Below are 19,903 nucleotides of genomic sequence, written 5' to 3' on the forward strand. Positions count from 1 at the left end.
CCTGGGCCAGACTGTAGGCCGATGTCGCGTTGGGCATGAATAAGCGATCAACACGAGAAGGGGGAAGTGCTGTGACACCGTTGACCGCGGATACTGCGCTCGATGTGCTCGGCCACCTCCACGTTCGTCTTGACTTGCACTTCCGTGCCCTCCAGGAATCTCGGCGCACTCTGGCGGCTGATGCCCCAGTATTCGCCTTGGAGCATGGACTCTCTGAGACGGACCTAGACGCTCTATGCGCCGCCGTCCGCCATGCGGTGGCGCAGGGATTTGACCATCGTTACTGGCGGCAGAACTGGCTCCCATTCATCGTCTACGCCGCTGAGTCCGGCTACGACTACATCGGCGGCGAGTATTGGCTGAGCTTCGAGCAGTCGACACCGGGATGGGCGCAGTACGGCAGCCGCGACCGTATTCGGATGTGGTTCCGCAAGTTCAATACCGAATACGGCGGAGCTGTCCCGAAGGGCGCGTTCGCCAGGAACTTCCCGATCATCGCCTGGCCGATCACCCACGCGGTCCTGCCGATTTATCTCCAGCGACATCTCGCTCAACTCCTCTACGAGTTCCGCATGGGGTTGACGACCGGCCTGCTCCAGAACCCCGAGGAGCTTGGCGAGCACCTTGCGGCGCGCACTTGGGGGTACACCGAACGGTTCCGCATTTTCTGCGAGAACACCTCCCTGCTCGGGCAGGTCGCCGCCGCGTTGCTGTCGGGCGAGGGGGAGGATTCCCCCTACTTGCTCCGCTCGACACTGCTCCGCCTGGTTGATGGACTCGAGCAAGAGCGTCAGGCGAAGTTCTGGCTGAATCGCGCGCGTCAGGCAGCCAACCGGGTACGGGCGCGCGGGTTCCAGCCAGGACTCTCGCGAGGGACAGGATCGGCCTCACACGATCGTCTGCCGAGTCCGACTGATCCACGCCTCGTCCTCCGTGCTGGAGAGAACGGCTGGCAACTGTTCGCGGAACTGCCCGACCTCAGCACGCTCAGCGGGCGGCTGCCACACGTCTATGAGGAACTCCGCACCAAGCGAGCACGGGTTGAGGGCGCCGACCAGACGATGGTGGCGCGCGGTCGACTGACGGCGGCAGGTCAAGAAGTCCGTCTCACGCGACGCCCAAACCCCGAGGTGCCGTTCATCCAACTGGAGAACGGCGAGCCTGCCGTCAATGCACTTGTCCGCGATCAGGTGGAGGTCAGCCGCGGACCGATCTGGCTGTTCAAGCGCCGCGCTCCGGGGTCAGCCGTTGAGGTCAAGGGCAAACTGATCCACCCCAACAGCATCTACTACGTCCTCCACGACGACGAGTGGTCGGTGCCTGATCTGCCCTGGGTGGAGCCGACCGCACTCGACGTTGTCGGTGCTGAGGCGGTGCGGCTTGCCGTCCCCGAGCGTCTGACCGAGGAAGTCACCGCTGCCCTGGTCGCTTCGGGTCTGAGCGTCATGTCCGACGCGATTATTCGTCCAGTCGGCTTCGCCGCCAGTGCGTGGGACGGTGAGGGCGCGGTCGAGTGGTTGGCTGGTGAGCCAGGGCTTGTCGGCATCCACGTTCAACAGATCCCGAGTGGCTGTACGTTCACCCTCGCTGGCAACCGCTACACGCTGGATTGGCCGGACGGCGTGCGCGAACTCTTCCTGAGCCTCGATGATTTGCCTGTCGGTCCGCACGAACTGAGTGTGACGCTCACGGGTGCCCAGCAGCAGACCCTCGTCGAGGGATCTCTGCAGGTCACCATCCGTGATCCGCAGGCGCGCTCCGAGACGGCCGAGGCTGGCGAGGGAATCCGCCTGCTGGCATCCCCAGCTCGCCCTACCATGAGCGAACTGTGGGAGCCGGAAGCTATCACCATCGCCGGCCCCGAGGGGCTTCACGTCGACCTTGCCGTCGCGCTCCGGTCGGAGACGAGTGCTGAGCTTGCCAACATTCGTCAGCAGATCACGTTGCCGCTCCGTGACACCGACTGGGTTGGTGTCGCCAAGAAGGTTCGCGGCGACACCCGCTTCAGCCGCTACTTCGACCGGGCTGAGTCGATTGAGCTTTCGGTCTCTCGTGCTGGCGTGGGGTACGCCGTCCTCTCGGCGGATCGTGGCTTCCAGCCGCTTCGATGGCAGTTGCTTCGAGATCGTGAAAGCAACCGTGCGCGTCTCATCGATCGGACGGACAGCGGCGCGACGCGCGTCGAACTCTTTCGAGTGGAGTCGCCGCTGGCTGCCAGCGTCTGTGAGGCCGGAGTGGACATCGAGGTTCCGGCGTCTGGCGGACTGCTCCGCGCGGTTGCCGGGGAGGGCGTCGACGCCACGGCGACGGTCCTGCTCCCGACGGACCCGAACCTACTTCGAGGGGTGCGGCGTCTCATCCCTGATGTTCCGACGGGGAGCAAGACGCCGGAGGAAGCGATGAAGCTTGTGCGCGCCTACCAGCAATGGGCCGACGCTGATCTCCCCGGTGACGTGTTCGCGCAGTTCCAGCGCGACATGGTGCTGGCAGCGATTACCCGAGCTTTGGTGTCGCTCGTCGCGGGAGGACGATGGGCATCGGTCGAGCGCGACATGGCGCGCGCCGACGGATTGGAGGACTTTCTCGATGACATGCAGCGCGCGGTCGGAGAAGCCGATGAACAGAGGAAGCTGGCAAGGACGATCGGCATGAACCTCCACGCTTGGCTCAATCCAGCGTCCCTCCTGACTGGCTTTGCCGAAGTCGCGGAGAGCGCAATTCGCGCGAACGGGATCGTCAACCGCCCTTCGACGGCTCGCTTCCTCCTCACTCTCGCGGGGCATCCTGGGCAGATACTGCAGTGGGAGGCAGGCGAGCGCAGGGTGCTGCTCCAGCACGTTCTGAACTCGCCGATCCTGCTGCGGGCCGCGCGCTTTGCCGTGCTTGGCACGCGGGCGCTCAAGGACGCAGAGGATGCGGTGAGGGGATTCTGATGGAGCTTTCGCTACGGAGTGCCGACGAGGTTTCCGCGACCTCGGTACGAGTGCTGGGGCTGGATGCCGACAGCATCGCGCTGGACTACCCGGAGGCATTCAGCGCTTCGCTCCGGCGGGCGGCCGCGTTCCTCTGCCCGACGACGCCGAGGGCGCTCGTGGACGCGGTACTGGAAGTCCTGATGCCAGTCATCCAGCAGCCGCCAACACGGGATGACCTGATGGCGATCCTCGACCAGATGATCTCGACGGGCGATCTGCTCGAACTGGTCGACGCGACCAGCGATCGGGCGACTCGCTTGCTCTATCTCGGGCCGCCGAGCTTCATCGAGCGGTCTCCTGGTCGCTACCTCCTGACGGGCATCCGGCCTCTTAGCCTGCCGCTCGTCGGAAGCGACATCACCGTTGAGCACGAGGGATACACACGCACGGCGGTACTCGACCCGGACGACGCCGTGGCGCGTCTTCGTGCTGCCGGTCTTCATGAGATCAGCCAGACACGGTGGATCGGGCAGCCGAGTTCGGTGTCGGCACCCGACTACCTGGCGGAGTACCGGACTCGACTCGACGTCGCACTGGCAGCAGGCTTCGTTGACGGGCTGACGATCATCGATCCCGCTACTCGTCCGATGTACTATCGCGGTCGCTGGCGCGATCCGGCCGAGGGCGACTCCGGCGACTTCGTGGGGAGGCGTCCCCAGGCGTATGGCGCGGACCGCTGGTGCCTCGTGCGACTGGTCGGCGGTGCTCCCGAACGCCTTCTTGATCTTCCCGTCGACAGTTCGGTGGCTCCGGCGCGCGACGAGGCGTGGCGGCTCCAAGCCGCGATCGACGCGGCGCGGGGCACCCCGCTTCCGTACCGCACTCGTCCCGTGCCCGGAGCCGACCCCGCGCAGGCGGTCGTTGACTTCTTTTCACCGCTGCCGAGCTGGGCGGAGCGATACCTTGGACTCGTCGGATTGTCGGTGGAGAAGTCGAGCGGTGCGCTGTTCTCCTACCGGCTCCCGACATCCGCGCTGACAGGTCTCGCGTCGGTGTTGACCGAGACCCTGTGGATGACCACCACGACCGATGAGGAAGTCCAGTGACGGTAGAGGCACCAACGATCGCTGAGACCATCACCAAGATTCAGGCTGCTCTGCGCGACTACATCGAAGCGACCTATCACGTAGGGCATCCGATGCTCATCGAACAACGACGCGCGCTGTTGGACGAGGACGGAGTGATCTTCCGTGCACCGTTCATCGAGAGCACCCCGCGCTATCAGACCGATCGGCGTTTCGCGGAGTTGGCGCTCGACCCAGCAGTTCAGACGCTGTTCGCTCGTCTCACGAGTTCGGACGAAGGAACGCCGCTCCTCTACGACCCGCCTTACACGCACCAGGCAGAAGCCCTGGAGCTCACCATACGTGACGGATTGAGCCTGGCTGTGACCACGGGTACCGGCTCTGGCAAGACAGAGTCGTTCCTGCTCCCGATGCTGGCGAAGCTCGCGGCGGAGGCAGCTCACCGCCCGGACTCGTTCGCTCGTCCTGCGGTGCGCGCCTTGATCCTGTACCCGATGAATGCGCTGGTGAACGACCAACTCGGTCGACTCCGCTTGCTCCTCGGTGATGCCCGCGTGACGAGTCAGTTTCAGTCGTGGGCGGAGCGCCCAGCGCGCTTCGCCAGGTACACCAGCCGCACGCTGTACCCCGGTGTGCGGAAGGTAGAACGCGACCAGCAGCGGCTTAAGTCCATTGAGGACTTCTACATCGATTTGCTCGACCGGAGCGATGACCCGGCATCGCGGTATCACGCGGACGCGACCGCACTCGTCGGCAAGCTCAAGGAACGCGGGAAGTGGCCCGCGAAGCCAGATCTCCGCGAGTGGTATGGGGCGAAGGGGTCGCGCTGGAAGAAGGACGGGGAGTTCTTGCGCGCCGTCCTTCAGCCTCGCGACGCCGAACTCTTGACGCGGCATGAGGTGCTTGACGCCCCCCCAGACGTGCTCATCACGAACTACTCGATGCTCGAATACATGATGATGCGCCCCCTGGAGCGCCCGGTCTTCGATGCCACGCGCGAATGGTTGGCGACCAATCCCGACGAGAAGTTCCTGCTCATCGTTGACGAGGCACACCTCTACCGGGGCGCAGCGGGAGCCGAGGTCGCGCTGCTCCTGCGGCGGCTGCGTGCCCGGCTGGGTATTGATGCGGATCGCCTTCAGGTGATCGCCACGAGTGCGAGCTTCGACAGCGCCGACTACGCGCGGCGGTTCGCCGCGCAGCTCAGTGGCAAGGACGCCGACGACTTCCGCACGATCGTCGGGAAGTTGGCACTTCGTCCGAGGGCAGGCGTCGGTTCTGCTGCCGACGCCTCCGAACTCGCGGCGGTCCCGCTTGAAGACTTCTATGACGGCGACACAGAGGGCAAACGCATCGAAGCCGTCGCCGGCCTCCTGTCGTATCGCGGAGTGACCGACGAACCAGGCACGACGGTCGGCGCGCTTCTCGACAAGGCGCTCGCCTCCTACGAACCCATGAACCTGCTTGTCAACGAGACGATGCAGCAGGCCCAGCCGGTCAGTGAACTCGGCGCGAGAGTGTTCCCTGGTATCGATCAGGAGACAGCGGATCGCGCAATCACTGCCCTTGTCGCGCTGGGGAGTGCTGCTCGTCTTAAGCCAGACGACGCGGGTCTTCTCCCGTGCCGCGTCCACGCCTTCTATCGGGGATTGCCCGGCCTCTGGGCGTGTGCCGATGCCGACTGCCCGGACGTAGATCGGGAGCGATACTCGACGCCCGGACCCGTCGGCAAGCTCTACGCACAGCCCCAGGTGACTTGCTCCTGCGGTGCCCGAGTCTTCGAGCTCTTCACTTGTCGGCACTGTGGATCGGCGTACCTGCGTGCCTACACGGACGATCTTGCGAATCCGTCGTCGCTTTGGCACGAACCGGGCAACAGCTTCCAGGTGGCTTCCGGTGCGGTCCAGGAACTCCAGCCTCTCGACTTGCTGATGGAGGAGCCCGATCCGCAACTTGTCACACAACCCGCTGACCTCGACCTCGTCACCGGGCGGCTCGACCCGATGAAGCTCGGTTCGCGGGTTCGCACGGTGTATCTGCCAGGCAAGCGAACCGGCGAAGTCGTCATCGCCGACGACGAGGAAGTTGACGGTACCAGCGAGGTCAACGCGAACGGCGAGTTCAATCCGTGTGGGGTCTGTGGACAGAGAGCTGGATTCGGTCGGTCCTCAGTCCAGGATCATCAGACCAAGGGTGACCAGCCGTTCCAGGCGCTGGTGACGCGACAGATCGAGGTTCAGCCCCCGTCACGCCCGTATGACGACTTTGCGCCGCTGCGCGGTCGAAAAGTGCTGGCGTTCTCCGACTCTCGGCAGGTGGCAGCTCGACTCGCGCCGAACCTCCAGAGCTACGCCATGCGCGACGTGATCCGTCCGCTCATCGTGCGTGGGTGGAACGAGCTTTCGACCATCCCCGGGATCGGCAAGCAGCTCAGCCTTGACCACTTGACGCTTGCCTCGATGGTGGGGGCGAAGCGACTATCGGTGCGTCTTCGCCCTGAGCTTCGTCCGAGCGAGTCGATGAGTGCGCTTGCTGACGTTGGGCGGGTTCTGGATGCTGGCGCACTCGACGGAAACGATGATGCGCGGACCGAACTGGTCATGATGCAGCCGCAAACGCCGGAGTCGCTCCTCAAAGCCATCTACAAGACCTTGACCGATCGCTACTACGGGTTGTCGTCGCTCGGACTTGCCTCGCTACGCGAACGGGGGTCGCTTCGTGAGGAACTCCTTGATGTCCTGCCGGATATCCCAGGAGTCGCAGACAGCGACGAGCGGAAGCTGGCGCTCGTGCGCCTGTGGCTGGCGCAGTGGAGCACGCCGTCGTGGGGCATCTGGTTCCCCGCTATGACCGCCGACTGGCGTGGCGTCAAGGAGGGCGTGCGTCCACACTCCGGCAAGTTCCGCCCGTTCGAGCGATGGCTTGGCTCCGCCACCATCAGCAAGCAGTTCAACCAGGGCTGGCTGCCGACGCTGCGTCAGAAGTTCTGCGAGACCGCAGGGAACAAGTACTATCTGCTCGCCAATCGGGTTGCGCTCGAACTCGGCGGCGATTGGGGCTACTGCGAACGCTGCCGCTATACCCAGCGGCCGTTCCCTGGGGCGAACAAGTGCGCCAACTGCGGAGTTAACGAAGTCCGCGTTCTTGATCCTGAGACGGACCCCGTCTTCCAGGCGCGCAAGGGCTATTACCGCGCGAGCACCGTCCGAGCGCTCGCCAATCCGCCTGAGCCACCAATGAGCATCATCGCGGCCGAGCATACCGCTCAGCTGAACGCGGCGCAGTCCGACGCAGTTTTCTCGAAGGCCGAGGAACACGAACTGCTCTTCCAGGACGTCAATCTCGGACTCCCGGGGCCAAACGCCCAGGAACGGGCAGCTATCGACGTGCTGTCGTGTACGACGACAATGGAGGTCGGAATCGACATCGGCGCGCTGTCCGGCGTCGCCCTCCGCAACATGCCGCCGTCCCGCGCCAATTATCAGCAGCGAGCCGGTCGTGCCGGACGCCGCGGCAACGCGGTCGCAACGGTGATCGCTTTCGGCAGCGCCGACACCCACGACGATCACTACTTCCGCGCGCCAGCCGAGATGATCCGTGGCCGCGTTGACGATCCCGTGCTCACGATGGACAACGATGAGATTGCTCGTCGGCACGTCGTTGCCTATCTGCTTCAGCGGTACCACCAGGATCGGCTGCCGACCTTCGACCCCGAGACGCAGTCCTCGCAGTTGTTCGAGGTGCTCGGCACGGTTCAGGATTTTGTCGGCGCTGTATCCCCCCTGAATCGCACCGACTTTGCAGGGTGGCTGGCAACACACGAGAGTCAGCTCAGGTCCGACATCGACGGCTGGCTACCCTCTGAGCTGACATCCGATAGCCGGGACGCGGTCCTCGATGGGATCGTCAGCAAGACGCTGGAGGACATCGACAAGGCACTCGACTTGACCGCCGAGGGTGCGCTGCCGACACCGGTCGAGGGGGATCTTTCACCAGCGGCTGAAGAGGTCGAAGCGGAGGGCCCCGGCGAGGATGGTGCGGATGAGCCAAGCCCTCAGCGCAGCCAGACTAATCTGCTCGACCGGCTGCTTTACAAGGGCGTGCTGCCTCGATATGCCTTCCCAACCGACGTAGCTGGATTCCATGTCTTCGACGTGGACAAGTCCGAGCGATTCCGAGCAGCGTTCCGTTACGCGCCGAGCCAGGGACTTCCCGTGGCGCTGAGTCAGTACGCACCAGGCAAGGTTGTCTGGATCGACAACAAGGAATGGCGTTCCGGCGCGATCTACTCCCCGGTTTGGGCTGAGCGGTACAACGCCTGGCAGGGGCACAAGCTCTACTTCGAGTGCACAGTCTGCCACTACGCGAACTACTTCGAGCAGGAGGAAGCGCACCGTGGTGAAGTCCGTGAGTGTCCCGCCTGCGGGTCTGAAGACTCCTTCGGCAAGGCGATGGCCTGGATACGCCCGCCAGGGTTTGCACACCCCGCCTATGAAGACCCCGGCACCAGCCCCGATGATGCTCCGGCGCGAAGCTATGCCACGCGTGCCAAGCTCGTCGCCCCTGGCCCTGCCGACGACTCCGCCTGGACTCAGGTCACCGACCGTGTTCAGCAGACGTACCATCGCGAAACTCTGCTGGTCACCAACACCGGACCACGAAACGAGGGATACACCTACTGCTTCAAATGTGGCCTGATCGAGCCGACCAAGTCCGCAACCGGCGTCGTCGTCGGGCAGCACAAGAAGCCGTTTCCAGATGAGCAGGAGCCGAACTGCCCAGGGTCATCCTCCACGAGCGGCCTTGTGCTCGGAACCGACTTCATCACCGACGTGCTGTTGGTTCGCCTCAAGGTCAAACGGCCGGTTCGCCTCGACCCCCAGCTCCTTTCCACGCAGGTCGCGCTCCGCACCATCGCGGAGGCGATGACTATCGCGTCTACGCAACGGCTGGATATCGAGGCCACGGAACTTCAAGCCGAGTACCGCCCTGCGCTGACGCTCGGCGGCGCCGAGGGACTCGAGGCTGAGCTGTATCTCTACGACACGCTTGCGGGTGGCGCGGGGTTCACTCGACGCGTGGAGCAGTTCGGCGTCGAGATACTTCGCCAAACCCTTCAGCGGCTCGAAGTATGCCCTGCGGATTGCGACGAGTCCTGTTACCGCTGCCTGCGGAGCTTTCGCAATCGCTTCGAGCACGGCCTGCTCGATCGCAAGGTCGGTGCGAGCCTGCTCCGCTACTTGCTCGACGGAACGGCGCCGACGCTTGACTCGACGCGCCTCGCGCTCTCGACGGACCGCCTATATCGCGACCTCGTCGGGCGCGACATTGCTGGCGTGACCTTCGAGCGCGATCAGCCGGTCAACATCGCCGGCATCGGGCAGGTGCGCGCCCCGATCCTGGCGACGAGGGGTGACCGGCAGTTTATCTTCGGTGTTCATGGCCCCCTCACTCCTGACCTTGCGACCGACCCTGAGCTCAACGACGCCAAGGAGAACCAGACGACCATTCCGGTTCGGCTTATCGACGACATCGTGATCTCACGGAACCTGCCGAGCGCCAGCCACCAGGTTGAGAAGGCGCTGACGTGACGCAGGCGGTCGGCACGATCGACACGGGCGTTGCGTCGAGCCGAGCGTTGTTGCCTTCGCCGCCGAATTACTGGAGCTATTCGTCCCTGAAAGAGGTCGAGACCTGTCCTCGCCGATATGCCCTCGTGCGGGCGACCTACCCAGACCTCTGGGATAGTCATGGCTATCCATCGCTACCGAGTACGCCCGCTTTGTTCGGTGATGTCGTCCACGGTGCGCTCGAAGTCGTCGTCAAGGCGCTCGCAGAGGCAGGCGTCGAGTCGGCACATTCAATTGAGGCAACAAGGGTGCTCCGCGAGCTTGGCGGACTCACGTCCGTCGTTGAGGAGATGGTGACTAGGCAGCTTGCGCCACTGGAGAGCAACCCACGCGTCGGCCTCGATCGTCGTCGCCGGATAGCGCGCGAGCTTCGTGCTCAGACTCCTGATGCTCGTGTCCAGGTGCAGACCTACCTCAGCCGGACAGTGTTCGTCCCGCGCTCGTCTGCGTCGAGCAGCATGCGGGACGGAAGTGGTGTCGCGCGCAGAGGCCAGCCCACGCGCAGAGCTCTCGGGAAGGGATCGCATCCCGAAGTGGTGCTCGTCGCCGACGAACTGCGGCTTCTTGGGCGTGTCGACCTACTCACCATTGCAGGGGCATCAGTCGACATCGTTGACTACAAGACCGGCGTCGAAGCTCCAGGGCATCATGAGCAACTGCGGTTGTACGCCCTACTTTGGGATGCGGACGACCAGTCGAACCCTGCCCGGCTGGCGACGGCGAGTCTAACTGCCGCGTATCGGGACCGCGACGTCGATATTCCCGTTCCGTCGAGCGAAGACCTCGACGCGCTACGTGTATCCCTGACTGCTCAGATTGAGCATGCCGATGTTGAATTGAAGTCAGGGGCACCAACGCCTTTGCCGAGCCCGGCGAACTGCGAAAGGTGCACGGTACGTCAGTTGTGCGGGGCCTACTGGGACGAGGTGACTCGAGAGCTGACGACTATCGGCGAGCGGGAGTGGTTCGACTACGAGGGGAAGATCGGGAAGCAGAACGGGCAGCGGAGCTGGTGGGTTGTCGACCCTGAAACGGGCATCCAGCGGTTGCTGCTCCGAACCACCTCGCCAACACCGCCGTTCTCGCCCGGTGATCACGTTCGTCTTCTCGGGCTGCGCCATGAACTCGATCCCGAGGCGAACACTCCGGTTGCTCTCCTTACGGCCGCCTCGGAGGTGTTCCAGGTCGTCTCTTCCTAGAGGTTCTCGACGTAGCGCGTCACGTCGCTCTGCTCGATGTCTGCCTTCTCCTCACTTGGCAGCGGCACACGCGCCCCATGCCGGAACGGTCGTACTAGTCGATGGGCACGCATCGACTCCCGCACTGGCCCCTGCTCCGCTCGGCGACGTCCCCAGCGCTCGAACCACCAGCCTGCGACCGCGGCCTCACCGTCGGTGAGGTCAGTGTCGATCAGGTAGGTCGGATCGGAGTCGATGCCAAGCGAGTAGTCGCGCAGGTTCTCCACCAGGCGCACGCCGTAGACAATGCGTTCACGACCATGCTTCAGCAGTTCGTTCGTCGGCCACCCGAGCGCAGCGAGCCCGAGTCGGACTTTCCGCAGGCGCGGACTGACGCCTTCGCCGAACAAGCTATTGACGCGAACTGTTGCCCCCTTGAGCCGCGACAACCGCACGAGCGCTTCGACGGTCTCGTCGCTGAACTGCGACGTGCCGAATGAGCGCGACCGACCAAGCTGCTGAAAACGGATCTGCTCATCCTGTGGCCCGCCCATGACATCGGCCGGCCAGCGAAGTCGGTTGTACTGACTAGATCCACTGCCGTAGAGCGACGTGGTGCTGATGAATGAGAGGCGCGACTCGCGCTCGATGGAGCGTCCCGCGATCGACGAGGCGATCTCGCTTGGGCGGGCGTATTTCGCGCGGTACGCCGCGACGACCTTCGGGGAGACCGCAAGTGCCCCAACGAGCTTGCCGGCGGCGAGCGCACTGTACGGCGCGACAGCACCGCAGACCGTTAGGTCGGCAATGACCGTGCCTACCCGCTCCCCCCGAGCACGACGCATTAGGCGGCGGATCTGCGTCCGAGCCTTCGTGTCTTTGAGCGCCTCTTTCAACCCTTCGGCCGTTGGAGTCGGGCGTAGGTACGAGCCGAGGACGAAGGCGATCTCCAGGGTATCCGCGAGTACCGAAGCGCGCTTGCTCCGAAACAGCGGCGTCAGCGCGCGCTCCAGCCAGGCGTCCTGCTCAATCTGACGCACAGCTTGGAGGGGGGCGCGGTGATGCTTCTGGCGATGCCGCTCTGCATCAGCCCGAAGTAGGGCGATGGCGTCGGGGGTGGGGTGCCGCAGGTCCGTGGGCTGGAGGACGCCGTCCCGGAGGAGGTCATCGAAGTAGATCTCACTGAGTTGAGCGTCGATGCGCTCGGTGATCCACACGGCGATCTCGTCCGTCGGATTGGCGCGCACCGACTCTAGGAACGTGTCGGTGTCCCATCCGATCCACTGGTCGCGTTCGGCAATCTGGACGACGGGGCTTGAGATGGCGGCGAGGCCGATCACGGCATGGTTCGGCGTCGCCGCATCTCGGATGAGGATCGGCATCGAGCGTCCAGGGACCGTGGAGTAGGCGTTCGACCAGGTGTGACGGAAATAGCGCCAGATGTCGTGGAGGGCGAAGCCCGTCAGCTCGCACTTTCCGCCATCGACGATCTGGATATATGGGCGGATGATGGTCTCGGGATTGGGGTCGCGCTCTAGAGCGTCGGCTAGCTCACGCCCATCGCGCATGAGGCTGAAGATGGAGACTAGTCGTCCTCCGTGTTCGCGGGGCTTCTCCATCCCTTCGACGAACCGTCTGACGCTCGGCTTCCGAAGCTGTGGGTCACGCCGCAGATGCTCTTGGCGTCGGATCCGTACCTTCTCGATCTCGGGGTCGGCGTGCGACGGTGGCGGAGCCAGCAGTGGTCCGTGCTTGTAGTCGGTCAATTGCCACCCCTGGTCCAACAGGTCGATCAGGGTATGCGCGGCCGCGGCAAGGGTTGGCTGGTTGTAGAGATCGCCAATTTTGGCCTGCTCGAACCAGCGGGTCCGGTCGATGGCCTCGGCCGGCTCGAGGGCTGCCGCAGCGAGTGCCTTACAGAGTCGGAGGAACCCCTCGCGCTCGACACGGCGTGTTCCCCTGGGCAGCGAGATGTTGATGAACTTCGGTTCGTTCTCGTGGCTCATGACTTCTGCAGCATCCGTCCGTAGGTCGCACCCCATACGCGGAGCAGGTCACGATAATCCTGCTCGCTCGCACCGACAGAGGCGACCGATCGCGCGAACGAGAGGAGTAGCAGTTCGAGTGCCGTGCGGACGGGCGCACCTGAGTCGCCCAACTCCTGGAGCGGGACGTACAGTGCGGTGAAGCCCGGGTGGTCGATGTTCATCGTGACGTTAAGGTGGCGCTGCTTCAGCGTCAAATCGAACATCGACTCTCCCGACATTTGGTCTGCCCCAAGGTGGTAGCTCAGCGCTCCGGTGGTGCGTCCCGAGGTGCGGATCACCGGGAGGTCGGCGTCAGCGGCACCGGCGATGCGGCAAGCACCTTGCACGGCTGCCTCGAACTTTACCTCCTCGAAGGCTCGGCGGACGCGGGCGTTCAAGACACGGGCGATGGATTCCAGTTCGGGTTCGAGCGCTTCACGAAGCGCCGCAGTGGGGCGCACCCCCTGCTTGTTGACGGTGATTCCGAAGTGCTCGTCGAGCGCGGGGTCGAACTCGATCTCGCACCGCCACCAGTCGTCGTAGTTCTCCTTCCGTTTGCCACCCATGAGGTACCAGCCGTTGGCAATCTCCCGCCCCGCGCGCAGGATCGAGACACCGCCGTGCCCCACGATGCCGACCTTTCGCTTCGTGGTGTTGTCGAGGTGATGCCAGCGAGTGACGGGGAGGACCGTGAAAGTCACCGTCACAAAACTCGTGTCGCCGGTCGTGGTGGCGATCTCGTAGCGCATTGGCTCGAAGGCGAGTCGGGCCGCGTGACCATTGAGTTCCGTAGAGAGCAACATCGGATCGAGCGGTTCGACCGCATGTCCGTTGATGCGCAACGTCACGCCGCGGGCGAGGAACTTCCGAAACATCCGACCAAGATCGCGGTGAAGCGCGCGCTCCAGCCATGCGAGGCGCCGGTACTCAATCCGGTCGCACTCCGTCCAGACGACCCGGCAGCCAGATGGTGCGGCGCCTCTCGCGCCATCGCGAAGCAACAGTGCTTCCTCGCCGTGCGCCACCGCGTCGACATCGAGGTGAACCGCCCGCGCAGCGGTGTCCGCTTGCCATGCTGTCACCTCGACCTTGCGCGCCTGGCTTAGCGATGCCGCAGGTAGCCCCATACCGAACCGCCCAAGAGAGGAGCGCGAGTCGAAGCGAGATGATCCACCAAAGCGAAGGCAAGCCGCCAGTTCGTCGTGGGTCATGCCGTCGCCGTCGTCCTCGACACAGATCCGAGGAAGCGCATCAGGATCGCTCCGACCGACCGTGATGTCGATGACTGCAGCATTCGCTTGGAGCGAGTTGTCGATCAGTTCTGCCAGCGACGTGGAGAGGCTGACGTAACCCGATTCGCGGATCGCCCTGATGAAATTCGCGGGTACGAGCAGGCTGAGCGTCCGGTCCTGAAATCCGCCCATGTTGGCTCCCTCCGTCGGAGTTGGGGACACGTCTAGGGTAGCTCGCCGGACTCGCTCACGAACCACTCAACCTGTCCCCTCGCGATGCACGCAGGCACTTCTGTGTAAGCACTCGCTAGTTAGACACATCGGGCGTACGCTGAAGCTGTGCGCGGGGGACTCGAGCGCTGGAAGCGGGGTGTCGGATCGCAGGGGGTTCGGCAGGCGATGGCCTACGCGTTCAAGGGGAGCTGCGACTCGCACCTGCGCGCGGTGACGGGAGTCGAGGCGCTCGCCGCGTACAGCCGCGGAGACGCCCAGCATGTCACCCGATTCACGGTGGAAGGCTGTGCGGTGACCGTTGACGGCCTCGACGCCGCTGCGCTCCGCCGCTGGGTCGACGGCCGCGACCCCGTCACCGACGTCCCGCGCGGCCGCGAACTCGGTTCGCCACACGCCGATCTCATCCTGGACGGCACGATCAACGCGCCGAAGTCCTACAGCATCGCGGCCCTGATCAACCACGACCTCGCGACGGAGTTCGAAGCGCTGCAAGACCGACTCCGCACGCGCATCATCACGACCTGGCAACAGGAGCTGAACGCGCGCCGAGGCGCGGGCGGCAGCATCCGGGAGTCGCTTCACCGGATCGAAGTTGTCGAACTCCAGCACCGGCGATCGCGGGCTCTGGACCCGCACATCCACCGGCACTTGTGGCTGAACGTCAAGGTGCTCGGCGACGACGGCAAGTGGTCGAACGTCGACTCGCGGGTCGCGATGAAGCTGCACACGCTGATCAACGCGGAGGGCGAGCTCGCGCTGCGCACTGACCCGGAGTGGATCGCCGCGCTCGCGCGCAACGGATATTCGATCGGTGACGACGGGGAGATTGCGCAACTCGGCCACGCCGTGCGGCCGCTTTCGCGGCGCTCGAACCAGATCGAGGCGAACCGCGCCAAGCTGCTGTTGGAATGGCGGGCCGAGCACCCGGGACAGCAACCTGGCCACGACGTACTGCAGCATCTCGACCGACTCGCATGGGCGAAGAGCCGCCCGAAAAAGCCCGGCGTCGTGGACGAGTCGGAGTGGGAGAAGCTCATCCGGGACGAGCTTCGCGCTATCGACGCCGGAATCCTGGAGGAGCGACCGGCGACCCGGGCGCGGCCGACGGCGATCGAAACGCTCGACCGCGACCTGCTCGCGGCCAAGGCGATCGTTGAGGCCGATGGGAGGTCGACCGCATGCGGCGGGAGGTTCAGCAGCTACGACCTGCGGGCCGGCGCCACTCGGGCGGTCGCCGCAACCGGAGTAGTGGCCCATCGCGACGATTTGCAGGAGCTGATCGACGACGTCGCAGCCCGCGGGCTCACCCGGACCGTCGACCTGCTCGCTCCGGAAGGAGAGCGCCCGCAGCACATCAAGGCATTCATGGCCTCGTCGACTGCCCGGCTGAAGGTCGAGCTGGCAGCGAGGTTCGATGCGCTCACCCGGGCGGGCGAGCCATTCCGGCGCGCCGGGGTCACTGGGATTGCAGACGCGATCCTGGATGCAGGCGTATCACTCGATGAAGGGCAGATCACAGCGGCGTCGGCGATCGCCGGAACAGATCGGCTGGTCTCGGTCGCAGGCCCCGCGGGTGCCGGAAAAACAACGATGCTGCGGGTCGCTCGCATCGCGCTCGCTCAGCAACGACGTCAGTTCGTCGTTGTCGCGCCGACCAAGAAGGCGGCGTCCGTCGCCGGCCGCGAAATCGGCGCGACCGCCGTGAGCCTGCATGCGCTGCTGGTCGACTACGGATGGCGTTGGGGTCGCGACGAAGCCGGCGCGGAGGTATGGAGGCGACTGCACGTCGGCGAGATCGATGAGCGCAGCGGGCGGATCTACACCGGTCCGCGCTCTTTCGCACTCGGCGCAGGTGACCGCGTCGTCGTCGACGAGGCCGGCATGGTCGACCTCCACACCGCCGATGCCCTCGCGGCGATCGCGGCAGAGACCGGCGCGGGCGTCGCGATGGTCGGTGACCATCTGCAGGCTATGCCCGTGGGTCACGCCGGCGCGATGGCGTGCATGACGCGTCGCGCGACCGCGGTCGTCGAACTGACGGCGGTGCATCGCTTCCGCGATCCGGGCTACGCCGCGCTCACACTGCGCATGCGGGAGCCGGCATCGAAGGAGGGCGCCCTCACCGTCGCGACCGAACTCGACGGGCGTGGACAGATCCATCGCGTGACGGATGCCGCGCAAGCGCGCGAGGCGATGGTCGAGGCGTACTTTCGCTGGGCGGCCGTGCGCAAGCGGGTCGCCCTGGTCACGAGCACGAACGATGAGGCGGATGCGGTCAACGAGGCGATCCAGGAGCGGCGAGTTGAACTCGGGCAGCTGCATCCTGGCCGTCTCGCGGTGGGGCAGGGCGAACAGCGGCTACTTGAAGGGGACATCGTTCAGACCCGGCTCAACGATCGAGTGGCGGGTGTTGAGAACCGTGCGCTGTGGACGATCCGCCGGCTCGGCACGTCAGATGTCGAGCTCGTCGCCCTTGGCGATAGTGGGGACGTGCGGCACGTGTCGCTCGACTACGCCGCCGAGCACATGCACCTGGCCTACGCGTCGACAGTGCACGGAATCCAGGGCGAGACGACGGATGCGTCGGTGGTCGGGCCAGGCGTGGATGCCTCGGGACTCTATGTCGGCATGACCCGCGGGCGGGTTCACAACGAGGCGATCGCGATGGGGTGGACAGCCAGCGCCGCGCGCGAGCAGATTGCGGACAGCATGATGCGCGGCGTCGCAGAAGTGACGATCGAGGACTCGGTGCGTGCGGCGCGGGGCGAGTTGGGGAGGGCGGCGAAGGTGACTCATGACCCAGGGTGGCGTGTCGGAGCGAATGACGATCAAAGTGCAGCGCGCCAGCTCGATCACTGGCTGATCTCGAGCCGGGGCGCGCTAGCGTCCCTCGATGCGCGGATCGCCGACGAGGAATCGCAAGGGCACGGTCGCGCGGTCGATTCGGGCGGTTGGCGTGAGCTTGTCAGTCTGCGAGCCCGTCTTAACGAGCGAGTCGCGGTGGCGTCTCGAAGCGTCGTGGACCGTACTCGACAGGATGGGCATGTCCGCAATGTCGACCCAAGCCAGGTCGGCGTACGCGGGCATCGGAGTGAAGTGGCAGATCCCGTGGCGCGCGGTTCCCTGGTAGGGACTCGCGACGGGCTGGTCGGGCACTGAAAGGGCATTGACGAGTTGCCGAGCGGGCCGCTCATGGTGAACTGCCATGTCGGTCTGCGGGACACCTCGTCACTCGGATCCTGACCCAGCGGGTATCCGTTGCGCGTAACCTCGACGGCGGCGACAAGACCTGGCGCACGGCACCGAGATTGCGATCAGTACAGCCCTGGATGTATAGTCATTGCGTGCTGACCATTGCTTCCCGAATCGACGTGATGAACCGGCTGGGTCGGGCGATGGCCGACCCGAGCCGCTCCCGGATCCTGATGACCCTCCTCGACGGGCCGAACTACCCGGCCGAGCTCTCGCGGTCACTGGACCTCTCGAGGTCGAATGTCTCCAACCACCTGACGTGCCTCCGCGACTGCGGAATCGTGGTCGCCGAGCCAGAGGGTCGACAGACCCGGTACGAGATCGCTGATCCCCATCTCGCCGCAGCGCTGACGGCGCTCGTCGATGTCACCCTCGCCGTTGACGAGAGCGCACCCTGCGTGGACGACTCGTGCACCGTGCCCGGCTGCTGCGGAACGGCGGCAACCGCATGAGCGCGCCACTGACCACCAAGCGCCGTGCCACGCTGCACCGTCGCGTGCGCTTCATCGTCGGCTTCACGATCACCTACAACGTCATCGAAGCCATCGTCGCCGTCTGGGCCGGCGTGCTGGCCTCCTCCGCGGCGCTGATCGGCTTCGGCCTCGACTCCGTCGTCGAAGTCCTCTCGGCGGCCGCCATCGCCTGGCAGTTCACACGCAAGGACCCCGAGCGGTGGGAGAAGGTCACTGTCAAGGCGATCGGCCTGGCGTTCTTCGCCCTCGCCGCCTACGTCACCGTCGACGCCGTCCTGAGCCTCGTGCAGACAGAGGGCCCCGACCACAGCCCGTTCGGTCTTGGCATCACCGCGCTGAGCCTGGTCGTGATGCCGTTGCTGGCGTGGTTCGAGATCCGCACCGGCCGCGAGCTCGACTCCAAGAGCGTGCTCGCCGACGCCAAGCAGCTCATCCTCTGCGTCTACCTCTCCGGCGCCGTGTTCATCGGCCTCATCCTCAACACCCTGTTCGGCTGGTGGTGGGCCGACTCGGTGGCTGCCCTCGTGGTCGCGGTGCTCGCGATCCGCGAAGGCCTCGAAGCCTGGCGCGGCGACGTCGAATCGCCCTTCGAGGTCCTCGAAGACCTCGAGGACGATGACGACAGTGAGGTACAGGTCCGATAATCGGGACCTCCCGATCGAGTGCACGCGCGCGACCACCGGCGAGGGGACCGACACCGAGCTGACCATTCACTATGGCAAGGTCGACGAGGAACGGTTCCTCGCGCGCTTGCTTACGGGTGGCATGTCCTCACTTCGGACACTGTCACCACCGTGGTCCATGCCGCCCAGGTCTGTGTCCTCACCTCACCGGCGACGTGACCTCGCACGAAGAGCGAAGAACCCACCGGCGAAAGCTGCAGCCAGTAGCGCGCCAGCCCCGATCACGCCGGCCACGACCAGTCCGGCGCCCTCGTTCTCCACCTCTGTGGTCTCCGAGGCGCGCGGCTGCGGCGCGGGGGTGCTCGCGGATGCCTCCGCGGTCGATTCGGGTTGTTCTGCAGGCTCGGGCACGGCGCCGGGCTGCGTGCGGGTGTCCTCGTTGCGGCAGGCGGGCTCATCCCATCCGAGCGCAGGTTCGGCGCCCTCAGCCGGCGCGTACGTGAACTCGTAGGACTCCGAGATGGGGTGACCGTCGCTGGAGACGGCATTCCAAGCAATCGTGTAGGTGCCGGCCTCTCCGAGCGCGACCGGCGTAGTCAGGACATTCAGGTCGATCGTCGAGCAGGACGTCTCGTAGTAGAGGCCGTCCGGCCCCTGCACCTGGGCGTAGCTCGCTTGCCCGAAGTCGATCAGCTCAGCGCTGAAGGTCAGCGTCACCGCGTCAAGCGCCGCCACCGTCGTGCCCGCCGCTGGGGACGCTTCGAGGAGGTTGTCGTGCGCGGAAGCAGACTGGGCCGGGAGCAACACGAGAGTTGCGGCAGTGATCAGCCCCGTGAGGGCTCCGAGTCGTGTGTGGCGGCGGTGGGCCATGAGTGTCCTTTCGATGAGGGCGGGATAGATGCAACGTCGTCGGCCGAGCCGAATCGACGCCCGACGGTGGCCAGGAGAATGGGCAGGATCGCGCCGACGATCGCTATGAGTCCGGCGTTGCGTTGGTCTTCGATCGGTGAACCGTCCCCGGTTTGATGCCGCTTCCTTTCGAGTCTGGAAGGAAGATGATGATCATGCCGAAGAGGATTCCGGAGGAGACGAAGCAGCGCGCTATCCGGCTCGTGCTCGATCACCTCGATGAGTACCCGAACCTCACGACCGCGTGCGAGACGGTGTCGAAGCGGCTCGGTTTCGGCGCTGAGAGCTTGCGCCGGTGGGTGCGGCAGGCGCAGGTCGACGCCGGCGACCGGCAGGGGGTCAGCA

At 65.2% G+C, this 19,903-nt stretch carries 10 protein-coding genes and 1 pseudogene; 8 read left to right on the forward strand and 3 right to left on the reverse strand.

Features of this window, described 5'->3' with window-relative positions; genetic code table 11:
* The first annotated feature begins 71 nt into the window (after positions 1 to 71).
* Genes B5M43_RS13090 through B5M43_RS13105 form a run of 4 tightly spaced genes read left to right on the forward strand, consistent with a single transcriptional unit; the run spans position 72 to position 10,829 of the window.
* Positions 72 to 2,933 carry a hypothetical protein gene (locus B5M43_RS13090; protein WP_230668119.1) on the forward strand — a complete coding sequence of 954 codons (2,862 nt, stop codon included), beginning with the start codon at positions 72 to 74 and terminating at the stop codon, positions 2,931 to 2,933.
* Complete coding sequence (locus B5M43_RS13095) at positions 2,933 to 4,021, forward strand: hypothetical protein (RefSeq protein WP_134746273.1); 1,089 nt, start codon at positions 2,933 to 2,935, stop codon at positions 4,019 to 4,021. Before B5M43_RS13090 ends, B5M43_RS13095 begins: the two co-directional genes overlap by 1 nt.
* Positions 4,018 to 9,591 carry a DEAD/DEAH box helicase gene (locus B5M43_RS13100; protein ID WP_134746272.1) on the forward strand — a complete coding sequence of 1,858 codons (5,574 nt, stop codon included), beginning with the start codon at positions 4,018 to 4,020 and terminating at the stop codon, positions 9,589 to 9,591. Before B5M43_RS13095 ends, B5M43_RS13100 begins: the two co-directional genes overlap by 4 nt.
* A complete protein-coding gene (locus tag B5M43_RS13105; protein ID WP_134746271.1) occupies positions 9,588 to 10,829 on the forward strand; it encodes a PD-(D/E)XK nuclease family protein in 1,242 nt (413 codons plus the stop codon). The genes B5M43_RS13100 and B5M43_RS13105 overlap by 4 nt, the downstream gene beginning before the upstream one ends.
* Here the strand turns inward: B5M43_RS13105 and B5M43_RS13110 are convergent.
* Together B5M43_RS13110 and B5M43_RS13115 are read right to left on the reverse strand one after the other, a co-directional pair.
* Positions 10,826 to 12,814 (reverse strand): Druantia anti-phage system protein DruA, encoded by a 1,989-nt coding sequence (locus tag B5M43_RS13110; RefSeq protein ID WP_205829518.1) that lies wholly within the window; start codon positions 12,812 to 12,814, stop codon positions 10,826 to 10,828. The genes B5M43_RS13105 and B5M43_RS13110 overlap by 4 nt on opposite strands.
* Positions 12,811 to 14,259 carry an ATP-binding protein gene (locus B5M43_RS13115; protein ID WP_134746269.1) on the reverse strand — a complete coding sequence of 483 codons (1,449 nt, stop codon included), beginning with the start codon at positions 14,257 to 14,259 and terminating at the stop codon, positions 12,811 to 12,813. Before B5M43_RS13115 ends, B5M43_RS13110 begins: the two co-directional genes overlap by 4 nt.
* Positions 14,260 to 14,406: 147 nt before the next feature.
* On the opposite strand from B5M43_RS13115, the gene B5M43_RS13120 reads away from it, so the two are divergent.
* The 3 genes from B5M43_RS13120 (at position 14,407) to B5M43_RS13130 (ending at position 18,670) form a co-directional block, all read left to right on the forward strand.
* A complete protein-coding gene (locus B5M43_RS13120) occupies positions 14,407 to 17,460 on the forward strand; it encodes an AAA family ATPase (RefSeq protein WP_230668121.1) in 3,054 nt (1,017 codons plus the stop codon).
* 185 nt (positions 17,461 to 17,645) lie between these two features.
* Positions 17,646 to 18,005: a helix-turn-helix transcriptional regulator gene (locus tag B5M43_RS13125; RefSeq protein WP_134746268.1), complete on the forward strand. Its 360-nt coding sequence runs from the start codon at positions 17,646 to 17,648 to the stop codon at positions 18,003 to 18,005.
* Positions 18,002 to 18,670, forward strand: coding sequence for a cation diffusion facilitator family transporter (locus tag B5M43_RS13130; RefSeq protein WP_134746267.1), 669 nt, complete (start codon positions 18,002 to 18,004; stop codon positions 18,668 to 18,670). Before B5M43_RS13125 ends, B5M43_RS13130 begins: the two co-directional genes overlap by 4 nt.
* A 183-nt stretch (positions 18,671 to 18,853) precedes the next feature.
* Here B5M43_RS13130 and B5M43_RS13135 read toward each other — a convergent pair whose 3' ends face one another.
* Positions 18,854 to 19,519, reverse strand: coding sequence for a copper resistance CopC family protein (locus B5M43_RS13135; protein WP_067028629.1), 666 nt, complete (start codon positions 19,517 to 19,519; stop codon positions 18,854 to 18,856).
* Between the two features lie 194 nt (positions 19,520 to 19,713).
* On the opposite strand from B5M43_RS13135, the pseudogene B5M43_RS13140 reads away from it, so the two are divergent.
* Positions 19,714 to 19,903 (forward strand): annotated as a pseudogene (locus B5M43_RS13140) (IS3 family transposase); the annotation flags it as partial.

The sequence above is a fragment of the Microbacterium sp. MEC084 genome (assembly GCF_004514465.2).
Taxonomy (GTDB): domain Bacteria; phylum Actinomycetota; class Actinomycetes; order Actinomycetales; family Microbacteriaceae; genus Microbacterium.

Coding starts and splice junctions, on each gene's coding strand:
- B5M43_RS13115 (WP_134746269.1), bottom strand. CDS start 14,259: ATGGGCGGATTTCAGGACCGGACGCTCAGCCTGCTCGTACCCGCGAAT.
- B5M43_RS13095 (WP_134746273.1), top strand. CDS start 2,933: ATGGAGCTTTCGCTACGGAGTGCCGACGAGGTTTCCGCGACCTCGGTA.
- B5M43_RS13135 (WP_067028629.1), bottom strand. CDS start 19,519: ATGGCCCACCGCCGCCACACACGACTCGGAGCCCTCACGGGGCTGATC.
- B5M43_RS13110 (WP_205829518.1), bottom strand. CDS start 12,814: ATGAGCCACGAGAACGAACCGAAGTTCATCAACATCTCGCTGCCCAGG.
- B5M43_RS13130 (WP_134746267.1), top strand. CDS start 18,002: ATGAGCGCGCCACTGACCACCAAGCGCCGTGCCACGCTGCACCGTCGC.